Origin of the sequence: Candidatus Accumulibacter similis (genome assembly GCA_013347225.1) — a bacterium.
Classification (GTDB): Bacteria; Pseudomonadota; Gammaproteobacteria; order Burkholderiales; family Rhodocyclaceae; genus Accumulibacter; species Accumulibacter similis.
The window spans coordinates 306,612-328,400 of sequence record CP054595.1; the positions used below are offsets into that span (position 1 = coordinate 306,612).

General features: G+C 62.3%; 15 protein-coding genes and 1 tRNA gene. 9 read left to right on the forward strand and 7 right to left on the reverse strand.

All coding sequences use genetic code 11. From position 1 onward, the window contains the following. The first annotated feature begins 103 nt into the window (after positions 1 to 103). Complete coding sequence (locus HT579_01370; GenBank protein ID QKS27729.1) at positions 104 to 1,216, forward strand: AraC family transcriptional regulator; 1,113 nt, start codon at positions 104 to 106, stop codon at positions 1,214 to 1,216. A 43-nt stretch (positions 1,217 to 1,259) separates the two neighbouring features. Here the strand turns inward: HT579_01370 and HT579_01375 are convergent, their stop codons facing one another. Continuing rightward, positions 1,260 to 2,570 (reverse strand): hypothetical protein, encoded by a 1,311-nt coding sequence (locus HT579_01375; GenBank protein QKS27730.1) that lies wholly within the window; start codon positions 2,568 to 2,570, stop codon positions 1,260 to 1,262. Positions 2,571 to 2,942: 372 nt separating this feature from the next. Further along, complete coding sequence (locus HT579_01380) at positions 2,943 to 3,860, reverse strand: MerR family transcriptional regulator (protein QKS27731.1); 918 nt, start codon at positions 3,858 to 3,860, stop codon at positions 2,943 to 2,945. 1,681 nt (positions 3,861 to 5,541) lie between these two features. On the opposite strand from HT579_01380, the gene HT579_01385 reads away from it, so the two are divergent. Then, a tRNA-Met gene (locus HT579_01385) sits at positions 5,542 to 5,618 on the forward strand. Positions 5,619 to 5,840: 222 nt separating this feature from the next. Next, positions 5,841 to 6,623: a hypothetical protein gene (locus tag HT579_01390; GenBank protein ID QKS27732.1), complete on the forward strand. Its 783-nt coding sequence runs from the start codon at positions 5,841 to 5,843 to the stop codon at positions 6,621 to 6,623. Between the two features lie 250 nt (positions 6,624 to 6,873). Here HT579_01390 and HT579_01395 read toward each other — a convergent pair whose 3' ends face one another. The 5 genes from HT579_01395 to HT579_01415 are packed head-to-tail and all read right to left on the reverse strand — an operon-like array spanning position 6,874 to position 8,481. Next, on the reverse strand, positions 6,874 to 7,224 hold the full coding sequence (locus tag HT579_01395; protein QKS27733.1) for a hypothetical protein: 351 nt from the start codon (positions 7,222 to 7,224) through the stop codon (positions 6,874 to 6,876). Further along, entirely contained in the window at positions 7,221 to 7,472 is a 252-nt protein-coding gene (locus HT579_01400) for a hypothetical protein (protein ID QKS27734.1), read from the reverse strand. Before HT579_01400 ends, HT579_01395 begins: the two co-directional genes overlap by 4 nt. A 24-nt stretch (positions 7,473 to 7,496) precedes the next feature. Continuing rightward, the gene (locus HT579_01405) at positions 7,497 to 7,808 is read right to left on the reverse strand and encodes a hypothetical protein (protein QKS27735.1); all 312 of its coding nucleotides are present in this window, start codon (positions 7,806 to 7,808) and stop codon (positions 7,497 to 7,499) included. After that, complete coding sequence (locus HT579_01410; protein QKS27736.1) at positions 7,805 to 8,239, reverse strand: hypothetical protein; 435 nt, start codon at positions 8,237 to 8,239, stop codon at positions 7,805 to 7,807. The genes HT579_01405 and HT579_01410 overlap by 4 nt, the downstream gene beginning before the upstream one ends. Further along, complete coding sequence (locus tag HT579_01415; protein ID QKS27737.1) at positions 8,236 to 8,481, reverse strand: hypothetical protein; 246 nt, start codon at positions 8,479 to 8,481, stop codon at positions 8,236 to 8,238. The genes HT579_01410 and HT579_01415 overlap by 4 nt, the downstream gene beginning before the upstream one ends. A 484-nt stretch (positions 8,482 to 8,965) precedes the next feature. Here HT579_01415 and HT579_01420 point away from each other — a divergent pair, with 484 nt between their 5' ends. From HT579_01420 to HT579_01445, 6 genes are read left to right on the forward strand one after another with little or no spacing between them, the layout of a single operon-like run. Further along, positions 8,966 to 11,896, forward strand: a complete 2,931-nt coding sequence (locus HT579_01420) for a DEAD/DEAH box helicase family protein (GenBank protein ID QKS27738.1) — start codon at positions 8,966 to 8,968, stop codon at positions 11,894 to 11,896. A gap of 39 nt (positions 11,897 to 11,935) precedes the next feature. Beyond that, on the forward strand, positions 11,936 to 12,292 hold the full coding sequence (locus HT579_01425) for a four helix bundle protein (protein QKS27739.1): 357 nt from the start codon (positions 11,936 to 11,938) through the stop codon (positions 12,290 to 12,292). A 15-nt stretch (positions 12,293 to 12,307) separates the two neighbouring features. After that, entirely contained in the window at positions 12,308 to 15,835 is a 3,528-nt protein-coding gene (locus tag HT579_01430) for a site-specific DNA-methyltransferase (protein ID QKS27740.1), read from the forward strand. 26 nt (positions 15,836 to 15,861) lie between these two features. Then, complete coding sequence (locus HT579_01435) at positions 15,862 to 17,016, forward strand: DUF1016 family protein (protein ID QKS31433.1); 1,155 nt, start codon at positions 15,862 to 15,864, stop codon at positions 17,014 to 17,016. Then, a complete protein-coding gene (locus tag HT579_01440) occupies positions 17,016 to 20,303 on the forward strand; it encodes a DEAD/DEAH box helicase family protein (GenBank protein QKS27741.1) in 3,288 nt (1,095 codons plus the stop codon). The genes HT579_01435 and HT579_01440 overlap by 1 nt, the downstream gene beginning before the upstream one ends. A 46-nt stretch (positions 20,304 to 20,349) precedes the next feature. Further along, complete coding sequence (locus HT579_01445; protein ID QKS27742.1) at positions 20,350 to 21,774, forward strand: hypothetical protein; 1,425 nt, start codon at positions 20,350 to 20,352, stop codon at positions 21,772 to 21,774. Positions 21,775 to 21,789 lie beyond the last annotated feature (15 nt).

Sequence of the window (21,789 nt, forward strand, 5' to 3'; positions counted from 1 at the left end):
GTAGGAAGTTGACGCCGGGAAAGCCATTACCCAAGATGCCGCCAACAATGCAAATCTTGCCAACTTGAAATATCCTGTCAATACACAGCCTTGCGGGAAGCCAATGCCATACCCTGAGAAGACCGCCAAACCCGGCCGCCGCAGCTCGGCTGCCGGCGGGCCGGCGCGCGCGACCGTGGCGATCGCCTTCGTGCAGGGCATGCTCGCCGGTCTCGTGTCCGCCGGCCGCGATACGGCGCCGCTGCTTGAGCAGGCCCATATCCCGAGCCAGATGCTGGACGATCCGGAAGCGCGCGTGCCCATCGAACGGTACGCCGAGCTGTACAACCTGATCAACCGCGAACTCGATGATGAGGGCTTCGGTCTGTTCTCGCAACCGATCCGGACCGGCACTTTCGAGTTCCTCTGCCGCAGCGTCATCACCGCACCGACACTGGCGGCGGCGATCGACCGCAGTGCCCGTTTCCTGCGGCTGGTCCTGCCCGATCTGGCGGTTCGCCTCGACTGCCGCGACGACCACCAGGCGTGCCTGCGCATCGGCGAAAACCGGCCGCTGGCCATCGGCCGGGTGTTCGCCTTCGAGTGGCTGCTGCGTCTGCTGCACGGTCTGTTCTCGTGGCTCGTCGGCCGCAGCATCGTCTTCGATGCCGTCGCCTTCCCCTATCCGCGGCCGCAGCACGCAGCCGACTACGCGCTGATCTATACCGCACAGTCGAGCTTCGACGCCACTGAACTCGCCGCCGGCTTTGCCGCCAACCTGCTCGACCTGCCGATCCGCCGCGACGAAGCCGCGCTGCTCGCTTTTCTCGACGGTGCGCCGGGCAAGTTGACGACACTCTACCGCCGAGACCGGGAGATGCTCCTGCGCGTCCGCAATGCGCTGCGCGACGCGCTGCCACAGTCCGCGTCGCTGGCCACGGTCGCTCGTTCGCTGCACCTGTCGCCGCGGACGCTGCACCGCCGCCTGCTGGAAGAGGGATCGAGCTTCCAGGCAATCAAGGATGCCCTGCGCCGCGACCTGGCGATCGATCGCCTGGCGAAGAGCCGCCAGGGCCTGGCGCAGCTTGCCGCCGAACTCGGCTTTGCCGACACGGCGGCATTCTATCGCGCCTTCCTGCGCTGGACCGGCGTCGCGCCGGCGCATTACCGCCGGCGACTACTGGCCGCTGGCGACGCTGCTGATCAACGGCGCGCCGCAGCGGCAGCAGCGCAATGACGCCAGCCAGCGGTCGCCGGGCTCGGCCGGCAAGAGGCCGGCGCTAACGGTCATTGAGGAAGGCGGTCGCGTTCTGCAGGTCGGCCTGCGTGCTGCTGCCGTACAGTGCGGTGACGAACTTGCGCCAGACGAGGTCGGGCTCGCCGAGGCGGAAGCCGTAGAATCCCGTCCCGGATACCCGCGAGGCAGCCACCTGGATGCGTGACACTTCGGCCGGCCCGAGCTGGACCGTCACCTCGCCCCAGACATCGATCGGGACCTCGATCGGCGCATGCGCCTGGAATCCGTAGCGTGAGAGCTGGACGATTTCGAGGCTTACCCGGCTCGCATCGCCAACCCCGCAGCGCAGCGACAACTCGGCCGGGCAGCGGACGGAGAAACGCCGATGCCGCCGCCGCTCGCCGCCATCGGCTGCCGGGCGCACGATTGGCGGCAGAACGGCACGGTAGGCAGGCAGGTCGTAGATCGCGTGCAGCAGTTCCTTCTTGCGCTCGCTCAACAGGCTGAAGACCGGCGTTCGCACGTTGAAGAAGTAGTCCAGCAGTTCCGGTGTCAGCACCGGGTCGTTGGTGGTATAGAAACGCCGTGCTGGAAGCTGGATGTTGGGCAGCCGGATCTCGGTGAAAAAGGCATGCAGGTTGCGCTTCGGTGGCTTCGATCCGTAGTGCTGACGAAAGATCTCGGGCGCCGTGCCGAGGTCGAGCGTGGCTCCGACCGCCGGGGCGCCATTGACGAAGTCGTAGTTCTCGACGACGTTCTGGCTCAGCCGCTGAAAGAACAGCAGTGACTCGTACATTTCGATGTGTGCGGGATTGACCGCGATCACCAGATGTCGGGTATCGAAGAAGGTCGTACAGTACTCGTACATGAACTTCATCAACGGGAACAGGATGCTGCCTCCCGTGTGCCGGAAGCGGCGGGCGATCGCCAGCGCCGATACCTCGGCAATGTTGCCCCTCTTCTCGCGCAGCGCGTTGAGGTCGAAGATCCGCTGCAGCGGAAAGCCGAGCACGCTTTCCCTGATCAGCGACAGGGTACCCACCACCTCGCCGTCATACTTCGCGCAGAGCGTCGTCGTCGTCGGCAAGGCATGATAGATGGTCACGCGCATGCCGGACGGCTGCGGCTGCATCAGCCCGCTGCTGACATACGCGTCGTGCAGCAGCCGGAAGCAGGCCTCGAGTTCCTCACGGGTTTCGGCTATCTTGAGCACCAGCCGGTCGGTGGGCGCCGGGTCACAATCGACGAAGTTGCGATAGACGGCCAGCCGACCGTCGCGCGGCAGAGCGTTGAACGCGCTGCGCATCGTCCGCCGCAGCAGCCTGGTTGCCGGTAAGTCCATTGGATTGACCATTTCCCACCCTGTCCGCAAGAAGCAAGACACCTGTCGCCTTGCCATCGCCTGTCGGCGTCGCCGCGGCCGTCAGCTGCGGCACACCGGTGACGGCAGGCAGTCCACATGGCGCGAAGCGCAAGACGACGATCGCCAGAGCGGACATCGTATTCCCTGGCAGAGCCATCGCAACACAAATGCTGGATTTTTTTGCATTCGACGCGATGCCGACGCTCTGTCCGGACGGATTCCGGCCGCAGACACGGGCGCCGATCGCCGGATGGCGCGTCTCGCCGCAGCGGTGCACGGCTTTGCCAAGGCAGCTGACCGGCGCTGCGAACGGTCAGCCGCGCTGGCCCTCTGGGCGCTGACGCCAGGCACGCCGGCAGCTGTTCAGTTGCTGGCGGCCCGTCCGCTGCGCCAGTCGGCAAGCGCGTTCACGGCCTCGTGCAACGACGACACGAGGACGACGCCGGGCGGCGCCGGCAGGCGCTGCACGCCGCTGCCTCCCAGCCACAGATCGATCGATGCCGGTAACAGCTGCCGCAACTGGCTGCTGACACCGGCAAGCTGCCGGCCCGGAAAGGCGCCGGAAAAGGACAGTGCCACGATGTCGGCCTGGTGCGCGGTCGCAGCCCGCTCGATGTCGAAGACCGGAGTCTGCGTCCCGAGCGAGATGCAGCTTGCACCATCGAGCGTCAGCAATACCTCGACCATCAGCAGGCCGAGGACGTGCGGCTCATCGGGAACGGTGGTCAGCAGGACGCGCGGCCGCCCGCTGCCCGCCGGCAGGCTGCCGATCGCCTGTCGCAGCAGCGACTTGATCTGTTCGGTGTAGAGGTGCTCCTCGAAAACCTCGAAGTCGCCGTTCATCCAGGCCTCGCCAACCGCGTGATTCATCGGCGCGACGATCTCGATGACGAAGCGCTGCAGACCGAGTCGCAGCATCGCCTGATTCAGCGTCTGCCGCAGCTCTGCCAAGTCATGCCGCCGGATCAGTTGCATGGTGCGGGCCACGAGACACGCGGCGGGATCGTCGCTGGCGACGGCGGGCGACCGGCGGGAAGAACAGAGCTCGGCAAGCTCAGCGTCACTCCTGGCGAACAACCGCCCAGGACGGTGTCCCTGATCGATCAGGCGCTTCATCAACCGCAACCGTTCAACCTGTTCGGCAGCGTACACGCGCTCCCCGTGATCGTCGCGCGCCGGACTCGGAAACCCGTAACGACGCTCCCAGACACGCAGTGTGTCCTTGCCGAGACCGGTGTCGCGCTCGACGGCGCTGATGTTCATCACGGGGCGATTTGTCATATTGTCCTGAGCAAACGAAGAAGCGTCCGAGTTCGGGAGGCGCGGATTGTTCAATCGTAACTCGCTCATGCTCGTTTGTCCAGGACATATGTTTGACACATGGGGAGCAATCGGTTGCTGCCGGCGCCTCCTGCAACGCGCTGCGCTGCAGCCTGCGGTAGCGCGCCTGCCACGCCAGTACGAGGGTCGGCGGCGCTCGTTCGACCAGGCTACGGATCGCCCATGCGCCACTGCCCGCCTTGCCGCCGCCAATAACGGCCAGCCTGTCGGGGGTCGACGGCTACGGCTACGGCTACGGCTACGGCAAGGGCAACGGCCCAGACTGCAGCACGAACAGGGACCCGTGCAACAGGCCGAGCGCCGCGCCAGCCCGGCTGCCTTGCGCGAGGAAGACGTCGAGTGCGCTTTCAATCGACCATCCACGCCGCACTCGTACTCGCTGTGAGCGGGCGATGCGGCATCGCTTCGTGCGGGAGGCAGGTCGGCAGCACCAGGCGTGGATTCGGATGGCGCAGCCGTCGCGGCAGCAAGCGCAGGCCGACCGCCGAGGATTCGGCAGCCAACGTCGACACGGCAGCGGCGTCGCCGACAGGCAGCGCGATGGCCCCTGCCGTGGCCTGCGACACGAGCGCGGCCAGCAGTTACTGTGCCGTTGGCCGGCCGGGGCTCCCTCGGCGAGGCACCGCGGGCCCCAGTTGATAGACCATCAGGCGGCGATGACCGGCGAAGGCCACTTCGTCAGCGGGACAGGCGCAGATGCCGTCGCGAGTCAAGCTGCGCACGCCAGTGGAGACCGACGCTGCTGCCTTCCTTCGTCGTCCCGGCCCCGGGACCAGCAGCAGCCAGTCGTGGATCATCCGCCGCCTTCCACCGCGCGGCGCTCGGCAGCCGACAGGGCGAGCAGCCCATCGACGACCACGGACGACGAATGACGTGCGGTCAGCCCGGCAAGATCCCGCTCATCCGTCACGCACCGGCATCCTCGGGGCTCTCACCGAGAAACAGGCGCGCCGCGTGGATGTCTTGCACGGCGCGCGCTCGGCAGCTGGTCCGTGGCCGAGACGCAGCTCGCCAGCCGACTGCGCTGCGAACGACGGCGGCCACGGCACGCTTCCCGCCGCCAAGCTGCCCGCGAAGCGCATCGCCTCGGCCACCGGGCGCAAACGGGACGGGTAGGCCCGCAGTCCTTGAGCCAGCGTAGCGGCAGGCGGCCCCTCTTCTCGACGACGCGGGATTCGCCGGTGGCAATCGTCAACGCCTCGCGGCCGACGCAAATTTGCCGCCACCTGACCTCACCCCGGCCGCGCCGGCCGCGTTGCCTCCACCCCGAAGGGCCGGGCTGTTGGGGACGGTCACGGCTCTGCGCACGAAGTTCCGGGGGACTTCAGGAATGGCAGGGCGGGCCCGCGCGAGTACCAGCTTCTGCCCTATCGCGCGCGGACCAGCACGCCCGGTCCGGCACTCCGGTCGATCCTCTCGCCTCGCCACCCCTGGCACGCGCAAGCGGCAGCGGCTGCCCTGAAGGCAAGAGACCAACCGATCGAAACGACAGCGGGCCAACCCCCCTCTTCGTCCCGCCCAAATCGGATCCGGCACGAGATTGCGACGGCCGTTGCCCGGGAGACCCGATCGACCACGTGTTGACCGGCAAGGCGAGAGAACCTATAATCCGGCGCCCGCTGGTGATGTAGCTCAGTCGGTTAGAGCGAAGGATTCATAACCCTTAGGTCGGTGGTTCGATTCCACCCATCACCACCAACGAAATCAATACGTTAGCCCAACTCACAAGGTTGGGCTTTTTGCTTTCTGGGTCTTCGGTAAGCAAATGGTAAGCAGATTGGGCCAATCCACATCAACGCTGCCTTGTGCAAGCGCGTGTCTGAGCCGCGCACTGAAGGACCGCAGCGCTTGCTCAGCGGCCAATTAGGCGGTCGTCGTCCGCAACATCATGGGGATCTACGACGCCGGCAGGGGGGGCGCTTGGTGCCGCAGAGCGTCGGGACGCCGAAAGGAACGGCGCTTGTCGAGCGCGTGGACCGCGGGGATTCCTCCTCGGTCCTGAACGTCTTCAAGGGCAGGCCGGAAGGAAAGCTGCTCTGGAGTGGTCGCAGCCTACACCTTAGCTCCATGGGGTCGGGAGACATGGCCGGGGTAGCCATGACCGCCACTACCGGGCAATCGAAAAGCCCGTCCGCCCGAACCGATCAGTTGCGTGATGCCGAGACATCTTCGAAGCAACCTCGAGAAACTCTTGCGGACCAGAACAGCGCAAAAAGCATAGCAGATGGCCAGGGGGTGCTCAAGCAACAGAACCCGGCCATCTGGTTGTCGTCACGCAAGACCGGCACTTCGAAGGCGAAGTCGTTGTGGCAATGGACCTCCAGGCGCCCCGGAAAAAACCTCTGCATCATCCATCCGAAGCGCGATGCGACTATCGCGAACTGGATCGCCGATGGGCTGTTGCTCGGCCTCGAAAAAGCCAAAGGCCGCGAATGGCTTAAGCACTCAGCCGGGTCCAATTCCCAGCAGTCTCAAGTCAAGGCGACCTCTGACGAACCCATTCTATACGACGCGCTTGGCGCCGGCAACGCGCCGAGAGTCATCGACCAGAGCGGCGAGTTGCAACGCGTCTTGACGTACAACGGATCCCGCCCGTGCCGCAACCGTGCCGCGCAGAGCCGCGGTCACACCACCTGCCGTCCGTCATCCCGTGCTCCGGGATGGTGCAGATCGGTCAAACAGTACCGCCCTGCAGCGTCCTGACGGGTGATGGTGTCGGCGATGGTCAGGCTCGGGCATGGCAGTTCTCTTCAAGTTGCGCCTTCAGAGTTTGGCATCGCAGAATGGCCTCGGTGTCGACGGTTGGCCTTGGCCAGCAGTGCGTCGTTGCCGCGAGTGTCGGGGCTACCCTCCCTTTGCCAGGCGCGAGACGTCCGGCACCCTTACCGCATGAACGCAGCAGCGGCTGGTGCCCGGCGAAAGCCGGCACGACATCGGCCGCCTATGCCTCGTTTCAGGGCACGGGCGAGAACACGTTACCTGACAAACTCTTCATCACGTCGTCCAGCGCGCTCTTGTTGCCGAGCTTGGACGGAAGCATCGACGCCTTCAACGCCAGCGCGTCCAGTTCCGTACCGCAGTAGGTCACACCGTTCTCGGTTCGCGGGCTTTCGGTCGGCTTCATCGGCACCAGCAGGATGAGGAAATCTCCACGAGCTTCCGCTTCGTCAACCTGCCGCCGGTATTCCGCCCATTCCTCGGCTGGCGCATCGCTCGCGGGCTCGCGCAGCATGCAGACGGATAGCTGTGGCTTTGGCAGCAGCACGCTTTCCAGTCGTGCCAAGCGACGGTCCAGGGTACTCATTGCAGTACTTTCTGGGGCAAGAGGAGCACGCGGCACGGACGGCGATCGGTGCGAGCCAGCGCTTCGACCTTCGCTCGTTCGACGAAGTCGTCTTCGGCTTCGTCGGCGCGGCGGTCGACGACATCGTCACCGATGACCGCGCGGAAGACCGGGCGGCCGACGATGCGACGGATGATGAGGGCGATCTCGTCGGCGTTCGAGTGGTGTGCCTCCAGTCTGGCCGTGCGGCGCTCCAGCGTTCTGCTCATTGCCACCTCCTCGGGTAGAGAAAATCACGCGCCCGTATCCGCGGGCTGTAGCGCCTCGTACCGGTCGAGAATCGCATTCCATTTCGCGGAGACTGCGGGATCGATGGGACGCTTCCGATGAGGCGCGGCTATTGATGGCTGCACTCCGGCTGGATGGTCCTCCGCAGCCATGCGCGCATCCAGCCAGTCGCGGAATGCGAACAGGCTGCCGAAATCGGCCAGCAAAGCGGCACGGCTCGTCCCCATCCGTTCCAGCTCGATGTCGACTTCCCTCTCGCCGTCGTTGCGGTTCCTGAGTTTTTCCACCTTGCTGAGCCGCCTTTGCAACCCGTTCATTTCTTCCCTTCCAGTGCGCTGATGCGTTGCTCAAGCTCCTGGGTCTCCAGCGCCTTGCGGCGGGCTTCCACGATGCCGGCGAGTGTCGCCGCTTCGCCAGGCAGGATGTCGCCGGCGGCAACAGCCTGCAGGATGGCAGCCTGAGCCTGCGCGACGCCTTCCGCAGACCCCGTGTCCGGCAGCGACAGGAAGATCGGGCGCTCTTTTGCCACCGGAACCAGACGCTCGATCACCAGTCGTGCGGCGCTGATGTCACCACCCTTGGCCATCTCGACTACCTTCCGCGCAATCGCGTCGGCGCCTTCGTCCATCGCCGCCAAGGCCACAAGGGTGACCCGATTGCGACTGCCCTTGGGGCGTCCGTTCGGGTTGCCAGACTGGCCGGGTTTCCAGCCAGGGCGCAGCTTTTCAGTTCCGGTCGCTTCGCTCATTCCTTGTTCCTCGACGGTGTTTCTTCAACGCGGGCTTGTTCTGTGACGCTCACGAAACCATAGCGCCGGCCGATTTCTGCCCAAGCGTGTTCAGCAGACAACCGGGCAGTTTCTGACGCCTCGACACGCGCCAAGATTGCCAGCAGCACGCGTAGTGACGCGTTCCTCTCATCCCCGGTCGCGGCAATCACCGCTTGGCTGTCACGCTGGCGCTGTGCTCGTTTGCGCTCGCCGGCACTCATCGGGCGCTCGCCCTTGGGTGGCCTGCCTCGTTTCGTGACCATTGCAGGCCAATCTGTCATCGATCATTCTTTATTTACGTGACGTTCACGATAATACCAGATCGACCGGGGTTGGGCGCGTCCACCGAAAGGAAGCGTTTCGCAAGTGTCGATAACGAGAAGAGGTGAACACGGTCACGCGGGCGCACCGAGAAGGTCACGTACCTCGAACTGGAAGAGCAGGAACCTTCAGGCGATGGCGAATTCGAGCTTTTGACAAGGGATGATGGTCGCGTACAATCTGCCGCGTACCGCCCTCCCGACGCTTCAAACCAGCAGTGTTACGGGATGCGCTACAGCCATGTGCGATCCGTGTTCTCAGGCGGTAGCTGCGCGATCGTCGCCGTGGGCATCGGCATCACGATACTCGTCGACAGCCAGTGAGAATCAGGAATCACAAGACGCGCCTCGACACCTGCCTCCGAGAGACCCGTATCCTGCACCGATGATCCTGACGCCGCACCACGCCAAGTACTTCGCCCACGACCTAACCCGGCGCGCAACCAGTGGCATGGATCGTCTGTCGATGTCGCTTTTCGATGCGGCGGTGGATCTCAATCCGCACCAGATCGAGGCGGCGCTCTTCGCTTTGCAGTCGCCGCTATCCAAAGGAGTGATCCTGGCCGACGAGGTTGGTCTCGGGAAAACGATCGAGGCGGGTATCGTGCTCTGTCAGTTCTGGGCAGAACGCAAGCGCCGCCTGCTGGTGATCTGCCCGGCATCGCTGCGCAAGCAGTGGGCAATGGAGTTGCAGGAGAAGTTCAACCTGCCCGCGCGGGTGCTCGACGCCAAAGCCTATCGCGAATCACAACGGGGTGGTGGCGCGCCTTTGAGCGAGAAGGCCGTACTCATCCTGTCGTTGAACTACGCCAACGCCTTGCGTGAGGAACTGAAGACCTTCGCCTGGGATCTGGTGGTCATCGACGAAGCCCACAAGCTGCGCAATGCCTACCGACCGAGCAACAAGGTGGGTCAAGGCATACGCTGGGCAACCGAAGACTGCCGCAAGCTCTTGCTCACGGCAACGCCCCTGCAGAACTCCCTTCTCGAACTGTACGGGCTATCGACTCTCATTGACGAGCATCTGTTCGGGGATCTCAACTCCTTCCGTTCCCAGTATGCCAGCGCCGGCAGCAGCGTCAGCGAGTTGCGTCAGCGCCTGTCCGGCTTCTGCAAGCGCACGCTACGCAACCAGGTCACCGAGTACATCCGCTACACCGAGCGGCGACCGATCACGCGACCGTTCACGCCCAGCGACGACGAACACGCGCTCTACGAGGCGGTGTCCGGATTCCTGCAACGCGAAGACAGCTACGCGCTTCCCACGCGCCAGCGACATCTGACCGCGCTGATCCTCCGCAAGCTACTGGCATCCTCTTCGCCGGCGATCGCTGCCACTCTTGACACTCTGCGTACGCGTCTCGAAAAGCTGAGTGACGACAAGGTAGCCGACGACCCCGAGTTTACCGAGGGTCTGATCGACTCCGAGGAGATCGAAGACGACCTGCTCGACGAGATTCTCGGGGAGTCTGCCGACGCCGACGCCGAAAACCCGCCACACACGATTGACCGTCAGAAGCTGCGGGAAGAAATTGAGATTCTGCAACGGCTCGCCAACTGGGCGCGCAGCATCGGCACCGACACCAAGACCAGGACGTTGCTCACCGCACTGGACATCGGCTTCGAACAGATGACAGCCAACGGCGCGGCACGCAAGGCGCTGCTGTTCACCGAGTCGCGCCGCACGCAGGAATACCTGAAGACTTTTCTTGAATCGCACGGCTACCGCGGACAGGTGGTGCTCTTCAACGGCAATAACAGCGGGCCGGAAGCCAACGCCATCTACCAGCGCTGGGTTGAAAAAAGCCGGGACAGCGGCCGTTCCTCTGCTTCCCGCGCCGTCGATGTGCGTACCGCGCTCATCGAACACTTCCGCGACGAAGGCACGATCCTCATCGCCACCGAGGCTGCGTCCGAAGGCATCAACCTGCAGTTCTGTTCGCTGGTCATCAACTACGACCTACCGTGGAACCCGCAACGCATCGAGCAGCGCATCGGTCGTTGCCACCGCTACGGGCAAAAGCACGACGTAGTCGTCATCAATTTCCTGAACGAACGTAACGAGGCCGACCGCCGCGTCCTGGCATTGCTGGGCGAGAAGTTCAACCTCTTCAACGGCGTCTTCGGCGCCTCCGACGAAGTGCTTGGAACCATCGAGTCCGGCGTCGACTTCGAGAAGCGCATCCTCGCCATCTACCAGAGATGCCGAACGCCCCAGGAGATCGATGCGGCGTTTCGCACCCTGCAAGAGGAAATGGACGAGCAGATCCGCACCCGCATGGACGATACACGCCGGACACTGTTCGAGCACTTCGACGAGGATGTGCACCATCGCCTTCGGCTGCAGCTTGACGACGCCAAGGCGCAGCTGGATCGTTTTGGCCAGCGCTTCTGGTCCTTGACACGCTTCATGCTCGACGCTCGGGCCAGCTTCGACGACGGCGCGCTGGCGTTCGAGTTGCTTGAAAGTGTTCAGTGCTCAGGTTTCAGTGTTCAGTCGGGAAGCGGAGGCACCGTTCATCCGGGTCGCTACCACCTGATTTCGAAGAACCAGCGCCGGTCGGCACAGGCTGCCGATGAGGATGACGGCGAGGCGCGCTGCCAGTATCTCTATCGGCTCTCGCATCCGCTGGGCGAGTATGTAGTCGAGAGCGCCAAGGCGATCGCGACACCTCCGGTGCGAATCGTCTTCGATGTTTCACATCATCCGACGCGCATCCATGCGGTCGAAGCACTTCGTGGGAAGAGGGGTTTCCTGACACTCACCCGTCTCGTGGTCGAGTCCTATGAGCGGGAGGAGTACCTGCTGTTCTCAGGACTTGCCGATGGCGGTGCCTCGCTCGACCAGGAGACGATGGAGAAGCTCTTCGGCTGTTCCGGGCGTCTGCAGGGTGATGAGGAAATTCCGGCCAGCGTGCAGCAACGCCTGGGGGCTGAGGCCGAAAGGCACGCCAAGGCGACCATCAGCCGTTCGCTCGAACAGAACAACGTCCACTTCCACCAGGCGCGCGAGAAGCTGGAGAAGTGGGCCGACGACATGGTGCTGTCGGCGGAGAAGGCGCTAGCAGCGACCAAGGAGCAGATCAAGGCCCTACGGCGGCAGGCGCGCCAGGCGGTGACGCTCGAAGAGCAGCATGAAATTCAGCAACACTTGCAGAAGCTGGAAAAGCAGCAGCGCCGCCAGCGTCAGGACATCTTCAAGGCCGAGGACGAGATCATGGAGAAGCGCGATTCCCTGATCGAATCATTGGAACGACGCCTCGCCCAGCGCTCCGTGACCGAGGCGCTCTTCACCATACGATGGGGTGTTGAGTGAGTTTTCAGTGTTCAGTGTTCAGTTCTCTGAGGGTGGGTCATGTATCAGTCATTTGAGAAGTTGGAAGTCTGGAAACGGGCGTGTCAGCTTGCGGTGCGGGTCTATGAGCTGCTGCAGGAATGCCGGGAATATGGACTTCGGGACCAGATGCAGCGTGCGGCGGTTTCGATTGCCTCGAATATTGCGGAAGGGGCTGAACGTGGGGGACGGGACTTCGCTCGCTTCCTGACCATTGCGCGCGGTTCTGCCGCCGAATTGCGAACGCAATGCTACATTGCCAGCAAAATTGGCATTCTCAAACCCGAAGAAATGAGCCCGCTCGTATCCGAACTAAAAGAGATCTCCAGAATGCTCACCGGCCTCGCCCGCTCCATCACCCCCCGCACTGAAAACTGAACACTGAAAACTCCCATGAGCCAGAAATACGAGAAGCTGAAGACCCTCCTGCACGAGCTGTTCCAGCTTGACCAGCCAGACCTGGACTTCGGCCTCTACCGCGTCATGCACGCCAAGAGCGCCGAGGTGTCGCAGTTCCTCGACAAGGATCTGCTGCCGCAGGTACAAGCGGCATTCGGTCAATACCGGACCGCCGACAAGGCCGAGATCGAGAAGGAGCTGGCCAAGGCCATTGAACAGGCACAGTCACTCGGCGCCGACCCCGAGACGCTGCCCAAGGTCAAGGACCTGCGTGCTCGAATCAAGAATGACGCCGTGGACATCGGTGCGCTGGAGAGCGAGGTCTACGACCACCTCTACAGTTTCTTCCGCCGCTACTACTCCGAGGGCGATTTTCTCGCCAAGCGCGTGTACAAGCCGGGCGTGTACGCCATCCCCTACGAGGGCGAGGAAGTCACGCTGCACTGGGCCAACAAGGACCAGTACTACATCAAGACCAGCGAGTACTTGCGTGATTACTGTTTTCGGCTGGAGGGGAGCAGTAGTGTTCAGTTTTCAGGTTTCAGTGTTCAGACTGAAAACCGAACACTGAAAACTGAAAACTGCCGAAGGGTGCACTTTCGACTGGTGGACGCTGTCGAGGGCGAGCACGGCAACGTCAAGGCCGCCGAAGGCAAGGACCGCGTGTTCATCCTGGCAGCCGCCGGCGATTCGGGCCGTGATTTCATCGCCGAGGAAGATGGCGAGCAGGGGAAAGAACTGACCATCCGCTTCGAGTATCGTCCGGCGACCGCCATCGACTGGGCAGACGATGCTCGCGACGGCAAGACCAAACCGCCGGCGCAGAAGGACCTGATCGCGCTCGCGGTCAAGCGCGTCCTGGCGGTGGCGGACCCATCGCTGGCCGCGTGGATAGCAGATCTGGGCAGATCGCACGTTACGACGAGCGGCGAAGGGGCTGACTACACAAGGCTGGAGGCACACCTCAAGCGTTACACCGCACGCAACACCTTCGACTACTTCATCCACAAGGATCTCGGTGGCTTCCTGCGGCGCGAGTTGGACTTCTACATCAAGAACGAGGTCATGCACCTCGACGACGTCGAAGACGAGACGGTTCCCCGCGTCGAGCAGTACCTCTCCAAGATCAAGGTCATCCGCAGGATCGCCGGCAAGATCATCGACTTCCTCGCCCAATTGGAGGACTTCCAGAAGAAGCTGTGGCTGAAGAAGAAGTTCGTGGTAGAGACGTCGTGGTGCATCACCCTCGACCGCATTCCCGAGGAGTTCTATCCGGAGGTCGCGGCGAATGACGGGCAGCGCGAGGAATGGGTGAAACTGTTTGCGATTGATGAGATCACAATAGCCAATCGGGATGCTCAGCACGGACTTTTCCCCGAACCGGCCGTTGATTACTCTGTGCCTCTCACCCCAGGGTTTCTCAAGGCACATGCCAGCCTTCCATTGGACACGCGTTTCTTCAGCTCCATTTTCAGCGAGAGGTTGTTGAACGCGTCAGACGGGTTGGACGCAAACGTAGACGGGGTATTGATCCACAGCGACAACTTCCAAGCCCTGCGCTTGCTAGAAGCTCGCTGCGACGACAGCGTAAAGTGCGTCTACATCGATCCTCCCTACAACACCGCGAGCAGCGCAATCCCATACAAAAATGACTACAAACACTCATCGTTCGCCGCGATGATGCACGATCGGTTGGAGGGGCTTTGGCGCACACTGACGAAGGATGGAGCAATATTTGTCAGCATCGACAAGGCCGAGCGGATGGTCGTTCAGCACGTCCTTGATGAGATTTTTGGCATAGACAACCGCGTCGAGGAATTAATCTGGGCGATGAACACCAACAACAGCCAAGCCCCAAATTACTCGACGAACCATGAGTACGTCTTAGTGTATGCCAAGCACCGCGCCACGGCTGAGCAGGATCGCAGCATGTTTCGCGAACCCAAGCCCGGTTACGAAGAGGTCTTAGACCTCGTTTCGACGCTCAACCCCGTTTACCCTACAGTTAATGAAATCGAAAGCGAACTGCGTAGCTTGTATCAGAAGCACCAAATTGCATACCGGGAGGAAATAGAGGCACAAGGGCTTCTCTGGGATGACGAAGAGCGCAACGACCCCTGGAAGGGCATCTATCCTTACTGTCATGCAGAGTATCGCGACGCCCATGAGAAGATCGTGCCCGAGGTTGAGGCCAAGGCCAAGGAAGGGCGCATCTGGATCTGGGCGAGCGACAACATTTCAATGCCAGCTACCAAGCAGTCACCCACGACTCGCGATCCCAGCCATAAGAACTACCGCTTTTACAAGCCACCACACCCCGTCACCGGGAGGTATTGTCCATGCCCCAGTCGTGGCTGGAATTTGCCCTATCATGATGACTCGCCAGATGCGCGGAGCTTCGTGCATTTGGATCGTGATGGTCGAATCGTTTGGGGCCCCAATGAGAACAACGTCCCGCGCCTGAAGCGCTTTCTACATGAGGTGGGGACAAACGTCGGCAAGAGCATAATCGTGGACTACTCCGATGGCGAAAAGCAGACATCGGCAATGTTCGGTCGATCAGGCATGTTCTTGGCGCCGAAGCATGCCGACTTCGTGTCTCGGTTCATTTTGCATGCTGCGAAAAGCACCAGTGCCATCTTGGATTGTTTCGGCGGCTCTGGAAGCACGGCACATGCGGTCATTAACTTAAACCGCGGCGACAGGGGTCGGCGGAAGTTCATCCTCATTGAGATCGCGGATTATTTCGACGCGATCCTTAAACCTCGTGTCCTTAAAGCCGTCTATTCGCGAGACTGGCGCGCGGGCAAGCCGGTTTCGCGCCAGGGTATCAGTCAATGCATCAAGATCATTCGCCTCGAGTCCTATGAGGACACACTCAACAACCTGGAACTGAAACGTACTAAGGAGCAGCGGAGCCTGCTCGACCTCGCGCCAGCACAAGGGGCGGGCAAGCTCAAGGAGCAGTACATGCTGCGCTACATGCTCGACGTCGAGACTCGCGGCAGCCAGTCGCTGCTCAACGTGCAGGCGTTCAGCGATCCCACCGCCTACAGGCTCAAGGTCAAGCGGCCAGGATCGGACGAAAGCCGCGAGGTCAACGTCGATCTGCTGGAAACCTTCAACTGGCTCATCGGCCTGACCGTCCAGCACATCGCCGCACCGCAGACTTTCAGTACGTCGTTCGAGCGCGATAGCGAGAAGCGCCTGCGCCTCGACGGACGACTCAAGCAGGATGCCCTCGGCCCGTACTGGTTCCGCACCGTCACCGGCACCACCCCTGACGGCCGCAGGACGCTGATCATCTGGCGCAAGCTCACCGGCGAACCCGAGCAGGACAATCTGGTGCTCGACGAGTGGTTCACCAAACAGGGCTACTCGGCGAAGGACAGCGAGTTCGACCTCATCTATGTCAACGGCGGCAACAACCTCGAAAACCTCAAGACGCCCGACGACCTCTGGAAGGTGCGGTTGATCGAGGAGGACTTCCATCGGCTGATGTTCGAGGCTGAGGGCGTATGAGCATGACCGCCTCGGCGACCACCGCGATGTCTTTCGAACGGCTGGTGGCGACCATCGAGCAGGCGCACGCCAGGCTGGCCGCGCAGGCGTCGCGAGCGGTCAATACCCACCTCACGCTGCGCAACTGGCTGATCGGCCTGTACATCGCGGAGTACGAGCAAGACGGTGCGGACCGCGCCCGGTACGGTGACACGCTGCTGGAGCGCTTGTCGGAACGGCTGGCGGCGGCGGGTGTCAGCCGCGCCGAGGCGAGAGAGCTGCGACGCTATCGCCAGTTCTATCTGATCTATCCGCAGATTCGGGAGACGCTGACTCCCGAATTCGGCATCACCCTCTTGCCGCAAACGAATGTGACCAACAATCGGGAGTCACCGACTCCCGAATTCGGTGTCGCCGCCGGTGATCTCCTGAACAGGCTCTCGTTCAGCCACATCGCGGAGCTGCTGCAATGCGACGACGCGCCCAAACGGGCCTTTTACGAGCTGGAGTGCATTCGTGGCAACTGGTCGGTGCGTGAGCTGAAGCGGCAGATTGCGAGCCTTTACTACGAGCGATCCGGGCTTTCGAAGGATAAGGCGAAGCTGGCCGCTCTGGCTCAGGAAGGTGCCGAGCGCGCCGGGCCGACGCTGGCCATCCGCGACCCTTATGTCTTCGAGTTCCTGGGCTTGAAGCCACAGGAGGTGATGAGCGAATCGCACCTTGAAGATCAGCTCCTGGACAAGCTGCACGACTTTCTGCTCGAACTCGGCCACGGCTTCTGCTTCGAGGCGCGGCAGAAGCGCATCCTGATCGGCGACAGCCACAACTTCGTGGACCTCGTTTTCTATCACCGGATTCTCAAATGCCATGTCCTGCTGGAACTGAAAGTCGCCGCGTTCAGCCACGAGAACATCGGCCAACTGAACACCTATGTGAGCTGGTATCGCAAGAACATGATGACGACCGGCGACAATCCGCCGGTGGGCATCCTGCTGTGCACGCAGAAGGATCACGCCCTGGTGGAGTACGCGCTGGCCGGCATCGACAACGGGCTGTTCGTATCGAAGTACCTGCTGGAACTGCCGAAGAAAGAAGAGATGCAGCGCTTCATCGAGGAACAACTGGCGGCGGGGGTACTCGGCGAAACGACCGTTGGCGAGCCTGCGGTTGGCGAATCCGGTTTCGCCGAGGGAGACCGCTGATGCCACGCCCCCGCAATCCAGCGGCCGCAACCCCTGCCGCGCCGCGAAGCCGCACCAGCAGGCAGCCACAGATACCGTTCCCCCACAAGCTGGTGCTGAATCAGTGGTTGCTGTCGCTGTTCAACGTCAAGCACTTCGAGGAACTGGCCGAACACCTGCGCCACGAAAGCCTGGAAGGTCTCGATGAGAACCAGGTCCACCACTTTCACCACGCGCTCACGGCGCAGCTCTTCAACCTGACGCAACTGCCAACCGAGCTGTTGCTCGAATACGACCAGAACATCGTCAGGCACACGCAACGGCTGAACGAGCGGCGTCTCACGCACGGCGAGCGGCCGATCGTCTGGAAGTACTTCCAGTACCTCACCCTCCTGTTCACCGAGATTTATCTCGACCGTTACTTTCGCGATCCCCAGGCGCTGCTTGCCGCGCTGAACGCGCAGATCGCCATCTACAACGCCGACAAGCCGGAGGCTGACCAGATTGCGCCCTTCGACGAAACCGCCGAAGCCTGGCCGCAGCTCAACAAGCTGGCCTACTGGAGCGCCACCGGTAGCGGCAAGACGCTCCTGATGCACGCCAACATTCTGCAGTACCAGCACGCGCTGCAGACGCATGGGCGGCGTTGGGAACTGAACCGCATCCTGCTGCTGACGCCCAACGAGGGTCTTTCCCGGCAGCACCTGCGCGAGTTCGCGGCGGCGGGCATCGACGCCGAACTGTTCAACAAGGATGGGCGCGGGTTGTTCACCGGTCAGGCGGTGGAGATCCTCGAAGTGACCCGGCTGCGCGACGAGATGGGCGACAGGACCATCGCCATCGACTCCTTCGAGGGCAACAATCTGGTACTGGTGGACGAGGGCCACCGCGGCACGAGCAGCGGCGAAGAGGGCGCGTGGATGCGCTTTCGCAACGCGCTGTGCGAGAAGGGCTTTTCGTTCGAGTACTCGGCCACTTTCGGGCAGGCGGTCAAGGGCTGGCCGAGGCTCATCGATCTGTACGCCAGGAGCACGCTGTTCGATTACTCGTACCGCTACTTCTACGGCGACGGTTTCGGCAAGGACTACCAGATCCTGAACCTCGACGAAGGGACACAGCGGGAGCACCTTGAAGTGTATCTGGTGGCGTGCCTGTTGTCGTTCTTCCAGCAGCAGCGACTCTACCGCGAGCAGGGCGCGAACTTCCGGCCCTTCCACGTCGAGAAACCCTTGTGGATCTTCGTCGGTGGCAGCGTGACGGCGACGCTGGCCACGCGCGACGCGGCGGACATCGTGGAGATCCTGCAGTTCCTCTCGCGCTATGTGGCAAACCGCGCGGCGAGCATCCAGCACATCGAACGTGTCCTGCATCAGGGCCTGGTCACCGCGACGGGCAGGAACCTGTTTGCCGGACGCTTCGCCTATCTCAACACCTGCGGGCTTTCGCCCGCGCAGGTTTTCGATGAGACGCTCACAACGCTCTTCAACGCGCCGGGCGGCGGGCAGCTCTATGTCGAGAACCTGAAGGGAGCGACCGGCGAAGTGGCGCTACGACTCGGCGCCGACAACGAGGACTTCGGCGTCATCAACGTCGGTGACGATGCCAAGCTGGTCAAGCTGTGCGAGCAGCATCGCCTGGCGACCGGCGAGCGCGAATTCTCGGGCTCGCTGTTTCAGGAGATCAACAAGCCGCAGTCGACGGTGAATCTCCTGATCGGCTCGAAAAAATTCACCGAGGGCTGGAGCAGTTGGCGCGTGTCCACCATGGGCCTGATGAACGTCGGCAAAGGGGAAGGCGCGCAGATCATCCAGCTCTTCGGACGCGGCGTGCGGCTCAAGGGCTACGACCTGAGCCTCAAGCGCAGCAGCAGGGCGCGCCTACCCGACGGCGTCGATCGCCCCAGGCACCTCAGCGTGCTGGAGACCCTCGGCATCTTCGGTATCCACGCCGACTACATGGCGCAGTTCCGCGATTTCCTCAAAGAAGAGGGCTTGCCTGCCAACGACGATCGTATTCCGTTCCTGCTGCCGGTGATCAGGAACCTCGGCACGCAGAAGCTCAAGACCGTCCGCCTCAAGAGGACGATCAACGGCGTCAGCACCGAATTCGGCGACGCGTTCCGCAAGCTCGGGCCGGTGCCGACGCTGGCCCGGCCGGACCCGTCCCGTGACCCGAGCACGGCGTACCTGCAGAAAAACCAGGTCGTGCTCAACTGGTACCCGAAGATTCAGGCGATGAAAGCGGGTGGTCTGATTGGCGGCGATGCGAATGCCGCGCTCAACGAGACCCACCTCAGCGCGCGGCATGTGGCCTTCCTCGACCTCGACCGGATGACCTTCGAGCTGGAGCGTTTCAAAGCCGAGCGCGGCTGGTACAACCTGAACCTGACGCGACAGGCAATCGAGCGATTGCTCGCCGATCAGAGCTGGTACCGGCTACAGATTCCGGCTGAAGAACTGGCCTCCGATTCTTTCGAGAGAGTGCGTCTGTGGGAGGAGATCGCCGTTTCCCTGCTCAGGAAGTACACCGAGCGCTACTACACGTTCCGCAAACGCGATTGGGAACTGCCGCACCTGGAGTATCGTGACCTCGCCGAGGACGACCCGAACTTCCTGAGCGTCAAGAAATCTCCCGAACAGAGCGGCGGCTACCGCATCCTGATCGACAAGTCGCAGGAGGAGATTGTCACCAAGCTCGAAGAACTGAAGGCCGCGATCGTGAAAGGCGAGCTCAAGTCGTGGGCATTCGGGGGCATGCAGGCGATCTGGTTCGGCCAGCATCTGTATCAGCCACTGCTCTATCTCGACACGAAGGTCGTCGAGATCAGCCCCACCGCGCTGAACAAGGGCGAGCGCCGCTTCGTCGAGGATCTCAAGACGTTCCACGATGCCAACGCCGCCTTCTTCAAAACCAGAGAACTCTACCTGCTGCGCAACCTGAGCAAGGGCCGTGGTGTGGGATTCTTCGAGGCCGGCAATTTCCACCCCGACTTCATCCTCTGGCTACTCGCGGACGGCATGCAACACGTGATCTTCGTGGACCCCAAAGGTATCCGGAATCTCGGGCCGAGCGATCCAAAGATCCAGTTTCACGAGAGCATCAAGGAGATCGAACAACGCCTCGGCGATGTCACGGTGCGCCTGCAGTCGTTCATCGTCTCGAACACGCACTCGCACACGATGACGATGCTGTGGAACATGGAGAAGAGCGAGATGCAGAGGCGGCACATCCTGTTCCAGGAGGAGGACAGCGACAGCTACATCAGGAGCATGATCGACGCTGCCTGCGCCGGCGGTTTCGCGCGCTGAACGGCGATGTCGATCAAGTGACGAGGGCAGGGCCGAGTTCAACGCCATGAAAAAGCGAACAGGGGAGGAATACGAGCTTTCACCGATCAAACTATGGTCGCCGCTACAGCGGCGGCTTGCGGCGACTGGCCAGACGAAAGGAACGCCGCAACAGTGGATTGGCACCATTCGCAACTTGCAGCAAAAGGGCGTCACTGCGGTCGAGATCGAGTGGTCGAACATCATCCCGGCGCTTGAGAAGCATCCGGCACGCCCTCTGCACCTGGACGAGCTGCTCGCCTTCCTGAAGCACGATCCTCCCTGCGAACTGGTTCTTCAACGCCATGTCACCGATGAGTATCTGCCGCTCGTCCGCTACGAAAAACAACAGCGCCCCAGCGAACTTCCGGCCATCGTCGTCCGGCGAGGGCGACGCGAGGTCCGTCTGTTGCATTACGCGGATCGTAGCTTCGGGCTGTGCATCTGGCTGCATGTGGAAGTCGACGCCGGTCTGTTTGGCCGGAATCGGTACTGGTCGTTCTCGGTTCCGCGTGGACGAAAGAAACTGGCGTCGCACCCGGTGGAACGGCGCTTTGCCACCGCTCAAGAGGCGATGGCGTATGGCCGGATGCTGGTTGAGCGCATGGCGCGGCGCCTTGCCACGGAAGGATTCGTCGGCCAAACCAGGAGCCGCAATCACTTCACGCGTTACGTACTCCCCGGAGGCGCGAATTACACCGAATGGCTCATTACCGCGCCCAACCTTTCCGCGCAGTACTGGGGACCACATTTCGACCTTCCCAATATTGTTGCCCATGTGCGGAGCACCGAGCGCACGACGCCTGCGGGCGCGCGTCTGCTCGTCCTCGAAGAGATCCAGAGTGACTGGAATCAGGAGCTTCGGGCGGTTATCCAGGAGGCGAGGAGGCGACAACCGATCGATGATGCGGCCGTCGACAGTTTCGACTGGGACGATGACCTGCAGCCGCCCCCTTTCAATCCTTACCTCAACCATTGGCTGGAAGTCGCGCTGAGGATGATGCTGCTGCTTGCCGCAAGTCGGGAGTTTTCGGGAATAGCCTGGTTGCCGGGGAGACTGCACGCCGAGCGCTTCCCCTGGGCAAATGCCGACGGCCTGAAAGCATTCTATGACCGAATCGTCCCGGCCGCGGTTGAGAAACTCGTAAGGTCATGGGGCGCGCAGTTGGCTGAGGCGCCGTTGCCGACATTGAGTCGGAACTTCGAGGTGCGGAAGGTGGCGAGCACCAAGAGATGGCGGGTCTTCCATCGCGAGTCAGGGAGGCCCAGTGACGAGGAGTTTTTCGATCAGGATACCGCCGAAGTTTTTCGCCGATCGCTGGAGGTCCCCGCGGTTGAGAGGATTCCCGCCGTGTACTTGTCCGACGACATGACGGTCGACATGCGGCAGCATGGCTTGCCCTACTTGGGCGCTGTCGGCCCGCGACAAGCGGTGAGAGCGTCGACGGCATAGCGCGTACGAGGGGGC

Excerpts from the sequence above, each read along its gene's own strand:
- HT579_01370 (QKS27729.1), top strand. The coding sequence starts at position 104 with ATGCCATACCCTGAGAAGACCGCCAAACCCGGCCGCCGCAGCTCGGCT.
- HT579_01375 (QKS27730.1), bottom strand. The coding sequence starts at position 2,570 with ATGGTCAATCCAATGGACTTACCGGCAACCAGGCTGCTGCGGCGGACG.
- HT579_01380 (QKS27731.1), bottom strand. The coding sequence starts at position 3,860 with ATGACAAATCGCCCCGTGATGAACATCAGCGCCGTCGAGCGCGACACC.
- HT579_01395 (QKS27733.1), bottom strand. The coding sequence starts at position 7,224 with ATGAGTACCCTGGACCGTCGCTTGGCACGACTGGAAAGCGTGCTGCTG.
- HT579_01400 (QKS27734.1), bottom strand. The coding sequence starts at position 7,472 with ATGAGCAGAACGCTGGAGCGCCGCACGGCCAGACTGGAGGCACACCAC.
- HT579_01405 (QKS27735.1), bottom strand. The coding sequence starts at position 7,808 with ATGAACGGGTTGCAAAGGCGGCTCAGCAAGGTGGAAAAACTCAGGAAC.
- HT579_01410 (QKS27736.1), bottom strand. The coding sequence starts at position 8,239 with ATGAGCGAAGCGACCGGAACTGAAAAGCTGCGCCCTGGCTGGAAACCC.
- HT579_01415 (QKS27737.1), bottom strand. The coding sequence starts at position 8,481 with ATGAGTGCCGGCGAGCGCAAACGAGCACAGCGCCAGCGTGACAGCCAA.
- HT579_01420 (QKS27738.1), top strand. The coding sequence starts at position 8,966 with ATGATCCTGACGCCGCACCACGCCAAGTACTTCGCCCACGACCTAACC.
- HT579_01425 (QKS27739.1), top strand. The coding sequence starts at position 11,936 with ATGTATCAGTCATTTGAGAAGTTGGAAGTCTGGAAACGGGCGTGTCAG.
- HT579_01430 (QKS27740.1), top strand. The coding sequence starts at position 12,308 with ATGAGCCAGAAATACGAGAAGCTGAAGACCCTCCTGCACGAGCTGTTC.
- HT579_01435 (QKS31433.1), top strand. The coding sequence starts at position 15,862 with ATGTCTTTCGAACGGCTGGTGGCGACCATCGAGCAGGCGCACGCCAGG.
- HT579_01440 (QKS27741.1), top strand. The coding sequence starts at position 17,016 with ATGCCACGCCCCCGCAATCCAGCGGCCGCAACCCCTGCCGCGCCGCGA.
- HT579_01445 (QKS27742.1), top strand. The coding sequence starts at position 20,350 with ATGAAAAAGCGAACAGGGGAGGAATACGAGCTTTCACCGATCAAACTA.